This window comes from Plantimonas leprariae, assembly GCF_008802405.1.
GTDB classification, from domain to species: Bacteria; Pseudomonadota; Alphaproteobacteria; order Rhizobiales; family Rhizobiaceae; genus Plantimonas; species Plantimonas leprariae.
Window position 1 is genome coordinate 197,743 of record NZ_VZDO01000009.1, and the last position, 15,359, is coordinate 213,101.

A 15,359-nucleotide genomic window follows, 5' to 3' on the forward strand; every position below is an offset into this window, starting at 1 on the left:
GGCGGAATCCGAAGCGCGGATCGGAAAACTCTTCCGCTCCGAGCGGGCCAACCGCCAGTTTTGCGAGGTTTCGTGCGGCCCGCAGGCACCCACGCGGAGCGCCCGACAGCCATGGTTCGGCATCGGCTTGCGTCGCGCAAATCGGCGCCTGACGCTCTGCGTGGGGAAACCGGGAGAACCCGAAGGGCGCGATTATACGTTCTGCGAACGTCGCGCCCTGCGGGGCCGGTCCTCCCCGTCGCCGGCGTGGAGGGACGACATGGACGACATTCTGCCGAGACTTGAGGACGCGGCCCGGTCGCGCTACGCGCTCGCCTGCGAGTACCAGGCGGACCTCCTAGCCTCCGGCACCGCGAGCGCGGACGACCTCGCCGAGGCCGCAACATACGTGCAGACGGCCGGGGCCGTCGTAGACCCCGAGTACCGCGTTCGTTGCGCGAGGCTCTACGCCACGCTCGCGGCGCTGGACTACGGTGCAGGGGGCAACCGATGAGAGCAGCGCTCCTCCTCGCTGCCGCAGTCCTCATGACCGCACCGCCCACGAGCGCCGCCGACTACGTCTTCCGGGGCAAGCTCGTGCCGATCGAGGCGATGTCCGCGCCCATGCCGCCCGCCCCCGCCGCGCCGGAATGGACGGCCGAGGGGATGCTCGCCCTACGCCCCGGCGCGACGTACCTGACCGGGCCGACCTACTCCGAGCTCATGGCGGCGGGGCTGCCTTCGCTCGTCGGCAACCGCATCGCGTCCATGCACAACGAGCCGAGGCCCAGCGCCGTCTACCTCCTGACGTACAACTGGCGCCTCGGGCACGGGTACATGGTCCGGTCGATGGACGAGTCCTTAGCATCGTTCGGGGTCCGCGCGATCGCGCATGGCGATCGCATCGCACTGAAGGTCGGGACCGCCGGCCTGTGGCTCACCCCGGCCTCGCAGGCCGGCGAGGGGCTTCTCCGTAGGCTCGATCTTCGCGAAGCGGCGCCATGACCTCGCTCCGCGACCACGAGGCCCTGTGCCACATCCGGGCGTCGGTCATCCAGCGATCGCGCGGCAAGAGCGCGGTCGCGGCCGCCGCCTACCGTGCCGCCGCCCGCCTGACGGACGCCCGCACCGGTCAGGTGTGGGACTACTCCCGCAAGCGCGCCGTAACTGATTCCTACGTCATGGCCCCCGCCGAGGCGCCCGCCTGGGTCTTCGACCGCGAACAGCTCTGGTCGCGCGTCGAACTCTCCGAGCGCCGCCGCGATGCCCAGACCGCCCGCGAACTCCAAGTCGCGATCCCCCGGGACCTTCCGCGCAGCGCGTGGGGCGCGTTCATCGCCGACGTCGTGGAACCCTATCTCGCGGTCGGGGCCGTAGCCGACGTGGCCCTCCATGAGCCGCGTGCAGCCGATCGCGGCGAGCAGCCGCACGTCCACATGCTCCTCACGGTCCGCAAGCTCGACCCCGCGTCCCCGACCGGATTCGCGGCGAAACGCAACGAGGCCGTCAACGCCCTCCTGACGAGCGGCGGAAGCCACGGCGGCGGTGCCCGAGGTGATGCCCTGACGCGCGAGCGCGAGCGCATCGCCGGGGTCATCAACGCGCACCTTCGCGCCGCTGGTTCTAAGCGGCGCGCGGACCACCGGAGCTATGCGGCCCGCGGCGATCCCCGGACCCCCGAGCCGCCCATGGGCGAGCGCCGCATGGCCGCGGTCCGAACGCGGCATCGACATGATCGCCGAACCGCCGTCGTCGCGGGAATCCGCGAGACCCAGAAGCTGGACAACGAACTCACCCGAACGGAGATGGACATGGCCTTGAAAGCACGCGGATTCGCCCGCGCTCCCGACCGCAAGACGAAGGCCCCACACCAGCAGGACTACAAGCTCGGAATCCTCCGCGACCGCTTCCCCGACGCGGACTTCGCGCCCGACACGGCAGCCGCGCTCTACATGGTCGATGTGCGCGACCCGCGCCGCACCCGCGCGCTGCTCCGCGACGGCGCATGGGTCGAGAGCGACGACGAGTCCGGCACCGTGACCGTCTGGGGGGCGCGCAGCCCGGCTGCCGCCACCCTCGCCGAGGCCATCGGCGAGTCGACGGGCTACGGCATCGACCGCCTCGCGCGCACCGCTGCGGCGAAGAAGCCGGGCAAGGGCCGCCGCAAGGGCAGCATGCCCGAGGACGAGGCGATCAGTCTCGCCGATCGCTGGAGGCGCCGCGGATTCGCCGACGTGGTGGAGTCGCCTGCCGGGGTCCGCGTCGGCCTCGGCGGACGCAGCCGCCTCTTGGACTCCGGCGACCACGTGGACCTCGTCGGGCCGGTCAGTGACGTCGCGCTGCGCGCCCTCGCGAGCAAGGCCGCCGAGGATTGGGGCAGCACCCTTGAGCTCGATGGTCCATGGCCTCCGGAAGCGCAGGCCAGACTCTGGACGGAGTGCCAGCGCCAGGGCGTCGACCTCGCAGGCTACGTCCCGCCGCCCGCCGTCGCGGCAGCCTGGGCAGCCGAGTCCGGTTCCGTCGCCGACACCGCGACGAAACTCCGCGCGGTGCGCAGCGAGACCCGCGAGGCCGATGTCCTCTTGTCCGCCGCCGCCGGCGACGTGGCTGCGCTGCGCAAGCTGGACCCCGACCTCCGGGCTTTCGTCACCTCGCACTTGGACGACGACCAGCGGGCGGAACTCGCCAAGTCCGCCCGCGAGGAGGTGACGGCCTCGCTCCCGGCCTTCCGCAAGCTCGGGAAGGTCGAGTTGGAGCGAGACCCGAAAGCGGCAACCGTCGTCGCGCAGCCCGACGTCCCGGCCCCGGCCGACGACTACGAGCGGCGGCCGACGTGACCGGCGCGACCGCCATCCTCGAATCTCGCCGGGATGCCCTCGCGCTCCGGCGGTACACCCGCGAGCGTGCCGCCGGACGCACCGCTGCGGAGTGGGTCACCTACGACGACCGCCTCCGCGCATGGACCCTCGCCGGTAGTGAGGCCGAGGCCACTACCTCCGGCCGGCCGTGGCGGCGGACCCGCCAGCCGGGCGAGCCGTGGTGCGCGGTCCTTGGCCGGGACCTCACGGTGGCACGCGACGACGCCTTGCAGGCGGTTTTCGTCACGCTCGCCGACGACGACCTGTCGGCATGGCGGCGCCTATTCGTCGCCGCCGACCGCGCCCCGGAGCGCTGCCTGTCGGACTGGCGCGCCTGCGGCCGATGCCTTCTCGCCGCGGTGTCCGGTGAACCCGTCGAGGGGAGCGAAACCCTCGCCGGGAGGTTCGCTGTTCGCGGGATGGGCAAGCGCAGTCTGGCGGGCATCTGAAACGGCCGCCCGGCACCCTCTCGCCGCAAGGACTCGACGGGGTGGTCCGATGCCGCCCGGCAAGGACTCACCGCTCTCGCGGCTCGCAGGAAGGCCCTTAAGAGCGACGGAAGTTTCAAGGGGTAGGAATGTGCCGCCCAACCTCACTTCGTCGTTCTGGCGGCTCGCACAGAAGCCTCCAGAACGCTCCGGCCTCTTCAGACGGCCTCGGGCACGTCCTCGCGGTCCCCGCCGCCCTCGTGCCGGGCAGCGCCCCGCCTAGGGGCCGGCGGGACGGGGGAGGCCCCTCACGGGACTATTGCCTGCTCGCCGGGGGCAGTCGGTCCCGCGCCTGCCTGCGGCGGCGCTCCTGCGGCTACCCCGAGAACCGGTCTCGCAGCCGAGAACTCCCGCAGCCGTGCCGGCCGCTCCGGTGCTCTGAGTCCTGCGTCGGCTTCGCCAGGGGGCATCTGCCGGTCGTTGGTGCAACGTCCTCCTACGCCGCAAATTGTTGACAAGCGGTCCGGTTAATGTCGCACACCATCAGGAGATTGTGCCCGCCGGCCGCCGCGACTTCCAGCGCCCGTTTCGGCGCGTACTGGCCCTTGATGTCGGCGAGGTCGGGCAACGCCTCGCCTGCGGATCGAACCGCCGGTTCCGGCCGGCTCATCACCTGCGTGCCGCGAAAATGGTTGGCCATCTGGATGAGGCTGCGGGGTGCGAGGATCGGCATCTCGGCGCTCGCCCAGGCGGCTTCCGGACCGCAAGGCGCCGGGCAGATCAGGCCGAGGCCGGCGGCGTTCGCCGCCATCGCGGCGGGCAGCACGCCGGCGACGGCGGAGATCGTACCGTCGAGCGACAGTTCGCCGAGAACGACGTAGCCGGCGAGCGCGTCGGCGGGAAGCGCGCCCAGCGCCGCCATCAGGCCGAGCGCGATCGCGAGGTCGTAGTGCGAGCCCTCCTTCGGCAGGTCGGCCGGCGCGAGGTTCACCGTCACCTTCTTCGGCGGCATGGCGAGGCCGGAGGCGTGGAGCGCCGCCTGCACCCGCTCGCGGCTTTCCGCCACCGCCTTGTCGGCGAGGCCGACGATCTGGATGCCCATCTTGCCGGGGGCGATCATCACCTGGACGTCGACGGGCACGGCATCGACGCCCTGGAACGCGACCGTCCTCACATGCGAAACCATGACCCGATCCCTCGCGGGAATCACGCCACGCCCGCTCCGCGAGTGAGCACGATCTTCCGGCGTCCCGCTAGGGGGTGGACGGGATCATAAACAGAACGGTGGCGGAACGAATCGACGCCGCGACGCGGGCGGGAGCGGCGCGATCACGCGCAACTCAACTGGCCGTGCCCTCAGGCAGCGACCTTCGCCTCGATCCGGTCCCAGAGCAGCGAGGCGATGTCGGCGCCGCCGAAGCGCTTCACCTCGCGGATGCCGGTCGGAGACGTGACGTTGATCTCGGTCATGTAGTCGCCGATCACGTCGATGCCGACGAAGAGCAGGCCGCGGCGCCTGAGTTCCGGCCCGATCCGCTCGCAGATCTCGCGCTCGCGGGGCGTCAGTTCCGTCGCCTCCGCCCGGCCGCCGACATGCATGTTGGAGCGCGCGTCGGTTTCGGCGGGAACGCGGTTGATCGCGCCGGCGAACTCGCCGTCGACGAGGATGATGCGCTTGTCGCCCTTGCGCACGTCCTTGAGGTAGCGCTGCGCGATGAACGGCTCGCGGAACAGGATGCCGAAGGTTTCCAGGAACGAGGTCAGGTTGCGGTCGTCTTTCGTCAGATGGAACACGCCTGCGCCGCCGTTGCCGTAGAGCGGCTTCAGCACGATCTCGCCGAACTCGGCGCGGAATTCGGCGACCTCCAGGGGGTCCTTGGTGATCAGCGTTTCCGGCATGAGGTCGGCGAACTCGGTGACGAAAATCTTCTCCGGCGCGTTGCGGACCGAGGCCGGGTCGTTGACGACCAGCGTCTTCGGATGGATGCGGTCGAGGATGTGGGTCGAGGTGATGTAGGCCATGTCGAAGGGCGGGTCCTGCCGCAAGAGCACCACGTCCATGTCGGCGAGGTCGATCTTCGCCTGTTCGGCGAGGGTGAAGTGCTTGCCCTGCTCCTCCTTGAGTTCCATCACCTCGGCACGCGCCGTCGCCCGGCCGTCCCGGAGCGACAGCCGGTCGGGCGTGTAGTGGTAGAGCCGGTGCCCGCGCCGTTGCGCTTCGAGGCAGAGGGCGAAGGTCGAGTCGCCCTTGATGGTGATCGAGGAGACGTGGTCCATCTGGACCGCGACGTCGAGGGGCATGGGGATGGCTCCGTGCGTTCAGGCGTGGATCGGGAAATCCGGCATGATGCGTTTCATGAACGCGTCGAACAGCGGCACGGTGAAGGCGGTGTCGCCGTGGGAAGGACTGTAGATCATCCCCTTGAGAATGAGGGAATTGCGCAAGGGCGCCATGGTCGTCACCTTGCGCTGGAGACGATCGGCTATGTCGCCCGAACGATGCGGCCCGGGGCCGAGTTCGGCCATGGCCCGCAGGTAACGCTTCTCGGCAGGGGTCAGCCGGTCGAATCGAACCCGGAAGAAGCTCGCGTCGAGATCGGCGAGCGCGAGCGGCGTTGCTGCCTGCGCATGCTCTCGCCGGATCGGCGACGCGTTTGCCAAGAGCCAGGCATGCTTGCCCCATTCCTGGAGGAAGTACGGATACCCCTGGGTTTGCCGCAGGATTTCTTCGATCGCGTCCGGTTCGTAGGAAACGTCAAGTTCGTTCGCCGGCAGGCACAACGCGTCGGTCGCCGCCTCGGTCGACAATCGATCGACGGAAACGAACTCGAACAAGCGCTCCGCGTAGGATTTCGCGCGGCCCATCTGCCCGAGAAGTTGCGGCAGGCCGGCGGCGATCATCATGACCGGCAGTTGGTCTCGACCGATCGCGTGCAGAGCCGCAATCAAGGCTGCCAGTTGTTCCTCCGGAACATACTGCAATTCGTCGACGGCGATGATCATGACCGTCTCCCTGGCTTGCGCGGCCTCGCCGACGCTTCGCAAGAGATCCTGCAGGTCGAGTTCCAGATCGCCGCTGTCTGCGAGGCCCGGTTCCGGCTCGATATCAATACCGAACTCGACGTCTCCATACCGCATCTTCACCGAACGGGCGAAACCTGCCAGCGCTCGCATGGCGCGCTGGCCGGCCGCCAGGGCGGCTTGTCCTCGATCGAGGCGCAGGAGAGCGGCTCGCAGCGGTGGGATGAGCAGCCCGGGAAACGACCTTCCTTCCGGCGCTTCGATCCAGACGGTCGGAAACCCCGCTTCCGCCGCATCGCGCCGCATCTTCGCGAGCAGCACCGTCTTACCGACGCCCCGCAGACCATAGCCGATCATGCTGCGCGCGGAGCGGCCCGCCCGGAAGCGATCGCGCGCGACCGCCACTCGTTCGATGACGTCGTCGCGCCCGGCCAGTTCCGGCGGTTGGGTTCCGGCGCCAGGGGCGTATGGGTTGTCGCGCGGCTCCATACGGAGCCCTATAGCGAACTTACCCCATGTTATGCAATATGCATAAACCTGCCTAAACTTCGCATAACCTGCTTAGCCGCGCCAAGCGTCCGGCACGTGCACCGGCCAGCGGCGCGGCAGGATGGCGACGAGGTCGAAGCGGAGCGACAGGCGGGCCGCGTCGCGCTGCTTCGCCAGCCAGAGGTCGGCGGCATTGCAGATGCGGCGTTGCGCGGCCGGCGAAACGGCGTCCATCGCTGCGGCCAGCGTCGAACGCGCCTTCACCTCGACCACCGCGACGGTACTTCCCCGCCGGGCGATCAGGTCGATCTCGCCGAGCTTCGTGCGGTGACGGACCGCGAGGATGCGGTAGCCCTTCATCCGCAACGCCCAGGCCGCCAGCCATTCGCCGCGATGGCCCCTGAGGAAACCGGCACGGCGTTTCGCGAGGCGTGCCTCGCTCAACTCTTCAGTTCCAGCGCGCGCTTGTAGAGATCGCGGCGGTTGAGACCGGTCAGCTTCGCCGCCTCGCGGGCCGCGTCCGCCGGCTTCATCTCCGCGAGGAGGCCGGCGAGGATCGCGTCGGCGTCGGCCTCGGTCGGCGGGGCTTGCGTCGCCGGCGGCGCGACCACGACGACGATCTCGCCTCGGACGCGGTCCATAGCCTCGAACGTCTTTTCCAGGTCGCCGAGCGAACCGCGATAGCTGGTCTCGAAGGCCTTGGTCAGTTCGCGGCAGACGGCAGCGGGGCGCTCGCTCCCCAGGACCGCCGCCATGTCGGCGAGCGCGTCGCGAATGCGGTGCGGCGCCTCGAAGAACAGGAGCGTCGCCGGGACGCGCCGAAGCTCTTCCAGCCGCGCGCGACGCGCCATCTCCTTTCCCGGCAGGAAGCCGGCGAACAGGAAGGCGTCCGACGGCAGGCCGGAGGCGACGAGCGCGGCGAGCACCGCCGACGCACCGGGGATCGGATAGACCGGCATTCCCCGCTCGATCACCTCGCCGACGAGCCGGAAGCCCGGGTCGGACACGAGCGGCGTGCCGGCATCGGAGACGAGCGCGACGCTCCTCCCCTCCTCCAGCGCCGCGACCAGCGCCGGGCCGGCTTCGCCTGCGTTGTGCTCGTGATAGGGCGTCAAACGGCGGCGGATGGCGTAGCGCTCGAGGAGGACATGCGTCACGCGCGTGTCCTCGCAGGCGAGGATGTCGGCCCCGGCGCACACTTCCAGGGCGCGGAGCGTGACGTCGGCGAGGTTCCCGATCGGCGTCGCGACGAGATAGAGGCCGCCTTCCGGCTTCGCCGCGGCGAAGGCCTGTCCGCGGATCGCGAAGCTTCGCTCGCCCTCCGCCATCAGCAGAGGTCGGCGACCACGGCGTCGAGCACCATCATGCCGGCCGGCGTCGCGCGGATGCGATCGGGCCCGAGCCGCTCGATCATGCCGTGCCCGGCGAGGTCGGCCTCGCTCGCGTGATCGATGTCGCGGCCGGTGAGCCGGCGCCAGCGGGCGAGATCGATCCCCTCGGCGAGGCGGAGGCCCATCAGGAGAAGCTCGTCCGCCTCTTCCTCGGGGGTCAGCAGGTCGTCGGTGACGATGCCGCTGTCCCAATCCTCGACCATCCGCAGCCAGGTTTCCGGATGCCGCTCGGTCGCGACGGCATGGCGTCCGCCCGGGCCCATGAGCCGCCCGTGCGCACCGGGGCCGACCCCAGCATAAAGGCCGTAGCGCCAGTAGGTGAGGTTGTGGCGCGATTCCGCGCCGGGCGCCGCGTGGTTGGAAATCTCGTAGGCCGGCAGGCCGCGGGCGCGCGTCAGGTCCTGCGTCGCCTGGTAGAGATCGGCTGACAGCTCGCCGTCCGGCACGATCAGCTTGCCGGCCGCGCGCAGCGCGTGGAAGGGCGTCCCTTCCTCGATCGTGAGCTGGTAGAGCGACAGGTGGTCGGCCGCGAGGTCGATGGCGCGGGCGAGTTCAGCCTCCCATGCCTCCACCGTCTGGCCGGGCCGGGCGTAGATCAGGTCGAAGCTCAGACGCGGGAAGATTTCGCGGGCGAGGCCGATCGCATGAAGAGCTTGGGACACGTCATGGAGACGGCCGAGGCGGCGGAGGTCCTCGTCGTGGAGCGCCTGGACGCCGAGCGAGACGCGGTTGACGCCGGCCGCGCGGTAGCCGCGGAAGCGCTCCGCCTCGACGCTGGACGGATTGGCCTCCAGCGTCACTTCGGCATCCGGCGCGACCGCCCATTCGCCGGCGATGGCCTCAAGGATCCCGGCCACCGTCTCGGGGAGCATCAGCGAAGGCGTGCCGCCGCCGAAGAACACGGAAGTGACGCGTTCGCCCTTCGAGCGCCCCGCCATCACGGCGAGCTCGCGCCGGAACGCCGCGGCGTAGCGCTCCTGATCCACCGCCTGATGCCGGACATGGCTGTTGAAGTCGCAATACGGGCATTTGGCCGCGCAGAACGGCCAGTGCACGTAGACGCCGAAGCCCGGCTCGCGCGACGGCACGGGCAAGGCGGTGACGGTCGCGCCGAGCGGCGCGGGCGCGTGGGCGTTCATCCGGGCGACGTCCAGAGCGCGGCGTCGGCAAAGAGCTGGAAGGCCTTCGCGCGGTGCGACAGGGCCTTTTCCTGCCCCGGCTTCCAGCTGTGCTTCTCTTCCGCGCTCATCTCGCCGAAGGTGCGGGTCTCGCCGTCGGGCAGGAAGAACGGGTCGTAGCCGAAGCCGAGGGTGCCGCGCGGCGGCCAGACCACCGTCCCGTGCACCTCGCCGCGGAACTCATGCGTGCTGCCGTCCGGCTGCGCCAGCGACAGGACGCAGACGAAGAAGGCGCGCCGGCGCTCAGGATTGGTCGCGCCGGCCGACTGCAGCTTCTCCTCGACGTTGCGCATCGCCTGCGCGAAATCCTTGGACGCCCCGGCCCAGCGCGCCGAATAGATGCCGGGATCGCCGCCGAGCGCCTCGACGCAGATGCCGGAATCGTCGGACAGCGCGACGAGGCCGGAAGCGGTCGCCCCCGCCACCGCCTTCAACCGGGCGTTTTCCTCGAAGGTCGTGCCGGTCTCGTCCGGCTCCGGCAACCCCTTGTCGGCGGCCGAGATCACCTCGAAGCCGAATGGCCCGAGCAGGTCGCGGAATTCGCGCAGCTTGCCGGCATTGTGGCTGGCGAGGAGCAGCGGCCCCGCCAGCGGGTCGAGGCGCGTCACGGCAAGGGGGCGGCGATCGCCGCCTTCTGCATCTCGACGAGCCCGGCGATGCCGGCCTTCGCCAGCGCCATCAACTCGCCGAATTCCGCCTCCGAGAACGGCGCGCCCTCGGCGGTGCCTTGGATCTCGACGATGCCGCCGCGCCCCGTCATCACGAAGTTGGCGTCGGTCTCGGCGGAGGAATCCTCCAGGTAGTCGAGGTCGATCACCGCCTCGCCCTTCGAGATGCCGCAGCTGATCGCCGCCACGTGGTCGCGGATCACGGCCTCGCGCTTCACCATGCCGCGCGCTTCCATCCAGGCGAGGCAGTCGTGCAGCGCGACGAAGCCGCCGGTGATCGAGGCGGTGCGCGTGCCGCCGTCCGCCTGGATCACGTCGCAGTCGACGGTGATCTGCCGCTCGCCGAGCGCCTGGAGGTCGACCACGGCGCGCAAACTCCGGCCGATCAGGCGCTGGATCTCCAGCGTGCGGCCGCTCTGCTTGCCGGAGGAGGCCTCGCGGCGCATGCGCTCGCCGGTGGCGCGCGGCAGCATGCCGTATTCGGCCGTCACCCAGCCCTTGCCGGAGTTCTTCAGGAACGGCGGCACCCGCTCCTCCAGGCTCGCGGTGCAGAGCACGTGCGTGTCGCCGAACTTCACGAGGCAGGAGCCTTCCGCGTGGCGCGAGACGCCGCGCTCCAGCGTCACGCTGCGCATTGCGTCGGAGGCTCGTCGGGATGGACGCATGGGACTTCGCTCGATCTCAAGGGGTTGCGCCGCTTCTAGCCGCGACGCGCACGCGACGCAACGAAGGTGACGAAGCGCCGCTCCCCGTCCTATATCGGTAGCAGACGTGCCTGACGCCAAGCCGATGAACGACTTCCGCCTTCCTCCCGAACGCCTCGCCGGTGCGCTCGACGAGCGCTCCCGCGACATCTTCCGCCTGATCGTCGAGTCCTATCTCGACATCGGCGAGCCGGTCGGCTCGCGCTCGCTATCGCGGCTCCTGACCACAGCGCTGTCGCCCGCCTCGATCCGCAACGTGATGAGCGATCTGGAGCAGCTCGGCCTCATCTACGCCCCGCACGTCTCGGCCGGCCGCCTGCCGACGGAGCTGGGTCTGCGCTTCTTCGTCGACGCCTTCCTGGAGATCGGGGACCTCGCCGAGGGCGAGCGCGCTGCGATCGAGGACAAGGTGCGGAAGCGCGGCGACGGCCGCTCCATCCAGTCGCTCCTGACCGAGGCCAGCCAGATGCTCAGCGGCCTGTCGCGCGGCGCGGGGCTGGTGCTCGCGGCGAAGACCGACCTTCGATTGAAGCATGTCGAGTTCATCCGCCTCGAAGCGACCCGCGCGTTGGCCGTCCTCGTCGGCGAGAACGGCGACGTCGAGAACCGCATCGTCGAGCTGCCGGCCGGCATCACCGCCTCGCAGCTCGTCGAGGCCTCGAACTTCCTCAACGCCCACATCGTCGGGCGCACGCTGGCGGAAGCCCGCCTGCGCATCGAGGCGCTGAAGGCCGAGACGGCGGCGGCGTTGGACCGCCTGTCGCGCCAGCTCGTCGACCAGGGCCTCGCGCTCTGGTCGGGGGCGGAGGCGGACCAGCCGTCGCGGCTCATCGTGCGCGGGCGCGCCAACCTCCTCGAAAACGTCACGGCGGCCGACGACCTCGAGCGCCTGCGGCTGCTCTTCAACGATCTCGAAACGAAGAGCGGGCTGATCGAGCTCCTGGATCTCGCCGAGACCGGCAACGGCGTCCGGATCTTCATCGGCTCGGAGAACAAGCTGTTCTCGCTGTCCGGCTCGTCGCTGGTGATCGCCCCCTACGAGGATGCCGAGGGCAAGGTGGTCGGCGCGGTCGGCGTGATCGGCCCGACGCGGCTGAACTACCGCCGCATCGTGCCGATGGTGGACTACACGGCGCGGGTGGTGACGCGCATCCTCGCGAAGGAGAAGGGTCCGCGCCGCCCGTGACCGGTGCTCCACCTTGATTTTGCGTCGGCGTCCATCGATATCGGCGGCGAAGACGGACCGCCCTGCGGCGGCCCGCGCGACATTCCGACGAGGTGACGATGACGAGCGACGGCCAGCGACCCGAGAACGAGGATACGGACGAGACGATCGGGCGCGAGGAAACCGACGCCGCGGCGCAGCCGAAGAGCGGCTTCTCGGACGACGCGGCGGCGAGCTTCATCCGCGAGGCGGCGGAAGCGCGTATCGCCGAACTCGAAGCGGAAAGCGCCACCGAGAAGGACCGGGCGCTCCGCATCGCCGCCGAGATGGAGAACCTTCGCCGCCGCACCGAGCGCGAGATCAAGGACGCGCGCACCTATGCGGTGGCGAACTTCGCCCGCGAGATGCTGGCCGTGATGGACAATCTCGGCCGCGCCATCGCGGCGGTGCCGGCCGAGGAGCGCGCGGCGGAGGCAAGCGGCCTCAAGCACCTGATCGAGGGCGTCGAGATCACCGAGCGCGGCCTGCTCGCGGCGCTGGAGCGCTTCGGCGTGAAGAAGCTGGAACCCTTGAACGGCCGCTTCGACCCGAACTTCCACCAGGCGATGTTCGAGGTGCCGAACCCTGCTGTGCCGAACAACACCGTGGTCCAGGTCGTGCAGGACGGCTACTCGATCGGCGAGCGGGTGCTCCGCCCCGCGATGGTAGGCGTTTCCAAGGGCGGTCCGAAACCGGCGCAGGCTGCGGCCGAGCCCGCCGCCGCCGCGCCGCGCCCGGGCGAGACGAGCGAGCCCGGCAGTGCCGGGTAGGATCCCACGCGAAAACGGTGGCTCCGAACCGCATGGCAGGCTAGAACGAAGCCGGTCTGGGGAGTGGAAACATGGGCGTGAACGTCGTGATCGATGACGCCTTGCTCGCGGAAGCGACGAGGGTGGCCGGCCTCGAATCCGACAGCGCGACCATAGAGGAAGCGCTGCGGCTGCTGATCGCCAACCGACGCCGTCAGGCGCTCGAGAACCTTCGGGGCATGGGCTGGGAGGGCGACCTCGAGGCCATGCGCGAGGGTCGAGCCGACCATAGCGGGAAGTGATCGTCGTCGATACGTCGGTCTGGATCGACTATCTGCGTGACGCCGACGATCCGCGTGTCGAAACGCTTGCTTCCCTCGACAGCGCCGAGATCATCGTCGGCGATCTGGTTCTGCTGGAGGTACTGCAGGGAGCGCGGACCGACCAGCACGCGTCCGGCTTGGAGGACGAGCTTCGCCGATTCAGGATCGTTCCGATGACCTCCCCCGCGCTCGCCGTCGAGGCGGCGCGCATCTACCGTGCGCTTCGTGCCGAAGGGGTGACGATCCGCAAGACCGTCGACCTCGCGATCGCGACCTTCTGCATCGCGAACGGCCATGCACTTCTGCAGAGCGACCGCGATTTCGAGGCGATCGCGCGCCGCTTCCCGCTCCGCCTGATCTGACGCTCAGAAGCGCGACGGCTCCTGTCCGCCGGCGCGGAAGGCCGAGACCAGGGTGTTCGCCATCAGCATCGCGATGGTCATCGGGCCGACGCCGCCCGGCACCGGCGTGATGGCGCTCGCGCGTCCGAGCGCCTCGTCGTAGGCGACGTCGCCGACGAGGCGCGTCCTCCCTTCGCCCCGCTCCGGCGCCGGGATGCGGTTGACGCCGACGTCGATCACCACCGCGCCCTGCCTGATCCAGTCGCCGCGGATCATCTGCGGCCGGCCGACCGCCGCGACGAGGATGTCGGCGGTCCGGCAGACCTCCGCCAGGTCGGCGGTGCGCGAATGGGCGATCGTCACCGTGGCGTCGGCGGCGAGCAGCAGTTGCGCCATCGGCTTGCCGACGATGTTGGAGCGCCCGACCACCACGGCGCGGCGTCCCGACAGGTCGTCGCCGATGACGTCGCGGATCAGGATCATCGCGCCGGCCGGCGTGCAGGGCACGAAGGCGGCGGCCGCCTGCCCCGTGCCGATCAGGCCGACATTCGTCAGATGGAAGCCGTCGACGTCCTTCTCGACCGCGATCGCGCGGATGACCTTGCCGGCGTCGATGTGCTTCGGCAGCGGCAGTTGCACGAGGATGCCGTGGATCGTCGGATCGGCGTTCAGCCGCTCGACGAGGCCCAGAAGCTCCGCCTCGCTCGTCTCGGCTGCGAGCACGTGGCGCTCGGACCGGAAGCCGCACTCCTCGGCCATGCGCGCCTTCGATGCGACGTAGACCTGGCTCGCCGGATCCTCGCCGACGATCGCGACGGCGAGCCCCGGCCGCATGCCCGCCTCGGCCCGCAACCTTTCCGCCTCCGCCTTCACCCGCGCGACGATCCGCGCCGCCGTCGCCTTGCCGTCGATCCGTTTCGCCTCAGACATCCGCGCCTTTCCGTGTCCACGCGCGGCTTGTAGGACGGCTTTCCGCGGCGACGAAGCGGAAGCTGCGCCGCGTCCAGTCGCGACCACGTCTTCCGCCGCGACCGGACCACGAACTTCCTCAGAGCCAGCTCGGCCGCGCAAGCAGAAACACGAAACGAAACCACAACCTTCAGATGTATCGACGGTCGTCTTCCTCGCGCAGGTGCTCAATAAACGTTTATTCAAACATGCGGTCTACCGTTGCTCTTCGATATGCGGTTTTGAGTTTGAGTATCGAAGAGGCAAAGCATGCGACGTTTGATCCAGAACCTCAGGCTCTCGCGAAAGATCAGCGGAGCCTTCGGTGCACTGCTCCTGATCGCCGTCTGCATGGGAGCCGCGGTCTGCCTGAACATCCTCAACGTGGAAACGGCGAGCCAGCGGCAGGAAGCGCAGGCGAAGATGCAGCTCACCGCGAGCGACATCCGTTTCGCCATGGCCCGGCAGGAGAACTCGCTGCGCGGCTTCCTCCTGACCCATGACAAGAGCTATGCCGAGAAGGTCGACAAGCATGGAGCCACGCTGAAGAAGTTCGAAAAGCAGGCGCGCGACAACGCCGTCGACCGCCCCGACGTCCTTGCCAAGCTCGACGCGCTGGAGAAGGCCAACACGGCCTGGTACGAGAACATCGCCAAGCCGGCGATGGCGCTGGCCGTGAACTCCGCCGATCCGAACGAGGCGATCGACCTGATCGCGTCGGAAAAGGCCGATGCCTTCCGCGATCCCGCCGAGGGCATCGTCGACGCGCTGCGCGAGGACGAGACCAAGCTCTTCGCCGAATCGTCGGAAGCGCTCGCGGCCAGCAACACGCAGTCCGTCACGGTTCTGGGAGTGGGGCTGACGCTGCTCCTCGCGGCTGCGGTGGGATCGGGCATTCTCCTTTCGCGCACCATCGCGGCGCCGATTCGCAGCCTGAACGAGGCGATGGCCCGGCTTTCGTCCGGCGACCACGCGGTCGAAATCCCGCATGTCGACCGTCGCGACGAGGTCGGCTCGATGGCGCAGGCGGTGCAGGTGTTCAAGGACGGAGCGGTTGCGCAGCGGCGGCTGGAGGCGG

The 15,359-nt window shown here is 69.6% G+C and carries 17 protein-coding genes and 1 pseudogene; 9 read left to right on the forward strand and 9 right to left on the reverse strand.

Going from position 1 to position 15,359, the window contains the following annotated elements; translation table 11 throughout:
• Positions 1-259: 259 nt before the first annotated feature.
• The 4 genes from F6X38_RS12775 to F6X38_RS12790 are packed head-to-tail and all read left to right on the forward strand — an operon-like array spanning position 260 to position 3,286.
• Positions 260-493: a hypothetical protein gene (locus tag F6X38_RS12775; protein ID WP_150970209.1), complete on the forward strand. Its 234-nt coding sequence runs from the start codon at positions 260-262 to the stop codon at positions 491-493.
• Positions 490-984, forward strand: coding sequence for a hypothetical protein (locus F6X38_RS12780; RefSeq protein ID WP_026358495.1), 495 nt, complete (start codon positions 490-492; stop codon positions 982-984). The genes F6X38_RS12775 and F6X38_RS12780 overlap by 4 nt, the downstream gene beginning before the upstream one ends.
• A complete protein-coding gene (locus F6X38_RS12785; protein WP_150970210.1) occupies positions 981-2,816 on the forward strand; it encodes a MobA/MobL family protein in 1,836 nt (611 codons plus the stop codon). Before F6X38_RS12780 ends, F6X38_RS12785 begins: the two co-directional genes overlap by 4 nt.
• A complete protein-coding gene (locus tag F6X38_RS12790) occupies positions 2,813-3,286 on the forward strand; it encodes a hypothetical protein (protein WP_150970211.1) in 474 nt (157 codons plus the stop codon). Before F6X38_RS12785 ends, F6X38_RS12790 begins: the two co-directional genes overlap by 4 nt.
• A 517-nt stretch (positions 3,287-3,803) precedes the next feature.
• On the opposite strand, the pseudogene F6X38_RS12795 reads toward F6X38_RS12790, so the two are convergent.
• The 8 genes and pseudogenes from F6X38_RS12795 to rph form a co-directional block, all read right to left on the reverse strand.
• A pseudogene (locus F6X38_RS12795) lies at positions 3,804-4,451 on the reverse strand (magnesium chelatase domain-containing protein); the annotation flags it as partial.
• Between the two features lie 170 nt (positions 4,452-4,621).
• Entirely contained in the window at positions 4,622-5,566 is a 945-nt protein-coding gene (gene gshB / locus F6X38_RS12800; protein WP_150970213.1) for a glutathione synthase, read from the reverse strand.
• An 18-nt stretch (positions 5,567-5,584) separates the two neighbouring features.
• On the reverse strand, positions 5,585-6,775 hold the full coding sequence (locus F6X38_RS12805; RefSeq protein ID WP_150970214.1) for an ATP-binding protein: 1,191 nt from the start codon (positions 6,773-6,775) through the stop codon (positions 5,585-5,587).
• Positions 6,776-6,847: 72 nt separating this feature from the next.
• Positions 6,848-7,219, reverse strand: coding sequence for a YraN family protein (locus F6X38_RS12810; protein ID WP_150970215.1), 372 nt, complete (start codon positions 7,217-7,219; stop codon positions 6,848-6,850).
• On the reverse strand, positions 7,216-8,103 hold the full coding sequence (rsmI, locus tag F6X38_RS12815; protein WP_150970216.1) for a 16S rRNA (cytidine(1402)-2'-O)-methyltransferase: 888 nt from the start codon (positions 8,101-8,103) through the stop codon (positions 7,216-7,218). Before rsmI ends, F6X38_RS12810 begins: the two co-directional genes overlap by 4 nt.
• The gene (gene hemW / locus F6X38_RS12820) at positions 8,103-9,305 is read right to left on the reverse strand and encodes a radical SAM family heme chaperone HemW (RefSeq protein WP_150970217.1); all 1,203 of its coding nucleotides are present in this window, start codon (positions 9,303-9,305) and stop codon (positions 8,103-8,105) included. Before hemW ends, rsmI begins: the two co-directional genes overlap by 1 nt.
• The gene (rdgB, locus tag F6X38_RS12825) at positions 9,302-9,952 is read right to left on the reverse strand and encodes an RdgB/HAM1 family non-canonical purine NTP pyrophosphatase (protein WP_150970218.1); all 651 of its coding nucleotides are present in this window, start codon (positions 9,950-9,952) and stop codon (positions 9,302-9,304) included. The genes hemW and rdgB overlap by 4 nt, the downstream gene beginning before the upstream one ends.
• On the reverse strand, positions 9,949-10,677 hold the full coding sequence (rph, locus tag F6X38_RS12830; protein WP_150970219.1) for a ribonuclease PH: 729 nt from the start codon (positions 10,675-10,677) through the stop codon (positions 9,949-9,951). Before rph ends, rdgB begins: the two co-directional genes overlap by 4 nt.
• 124 nt (positions 10,678-10,801) lie before the next feature.
• Between rph and hrcA the strand changes: the two genes are divergently transcribed.
• From hrcA to vapC, 4 genes are all read left to right on the forward strand, one after another.
• The gene (gene hrcA / locus F6X38_RS12835) at positions 10,802-11,902 is read left to right on the forward strand and encodes a heat-inducible transcriptional repressor HrcA (protein WP_150970235.1); all 1,101 of its coding nucleotides are present in this window, start codon (positions 10,802-10,804) and stop codon (positions 11,900-11,902) included.
• A gap of 98 nt (positions 11,903-12,000) precedes the next feature.
• Positions 12,001-12,690 (forward strand): nucleotide exchange factor GrpE, encoded by a 690-nt coding sequence (grpE, locus tag F6X38_RS12840; RefSeq protein WP_150970220.1) that lies wholly within the window; start codon positions 12,001-12,003, stop codon positions 12,688-12,690.
• A 71-nt stretch (positions 12,691-12,761) separates the two neighbouring features.
• On the forward strand, positions 12,762-12,971 hold the full coding sequence (locus tag F6X38_RS12845) for a type II toxin-antitoxin system VapB family antitoxin (RefSeq protein ID WP_150970221.1): 210 nt from the start codon (positions 12,762-12,764) through the stop codon (positions 12,969-12,971).
• Entirely contained in the window at positions 12,968-13,354 is a 387-nt protein-coding gene (gene vapC, locus F6X38_RS12850; protein WP_150970222.1) for a type II toxin-antitoxin system VapC family toxin, read from the forward strand. Before F6X38_RS12845 ends, vapC begins: the two co-directional genes overlap by 4 nt.
• Before the next feature lie 3 nt (positions 13,355-13,357).
• Here the strand turns inward: vapC and folD are convergent, their stop codons facing one another.
• Positions 13,358-14,263 carry a bifunctional methylenetetrahydrofolate dehydrogenase/methenyltetrahydrofolate cyclohydrolase FolD gene (folD, locus tag F6X38_RS12855; RefSeq protein ID WP_150970223.1) on the reverse strand — a complete coding sequence of 302 codons (906 nt, stop codon included), beginning with the start codon at positions 14,261-14,263 and terminating at the stop codon, positions 13,358-13,360.
• 288 nt (positions 14,264-14,551) lie between these two features.
• On the opposite strand from folD, the gene F6X38_RS12860 reads away from it, so the two are divergent.
• On the forward strand, positions 14,552-15,359 hold an 808-nt coding region (locus F6X38_RS12860; protein ID WP_150970224.1), incomplete at its 3' end, for a CHASE3 domain-containing protein.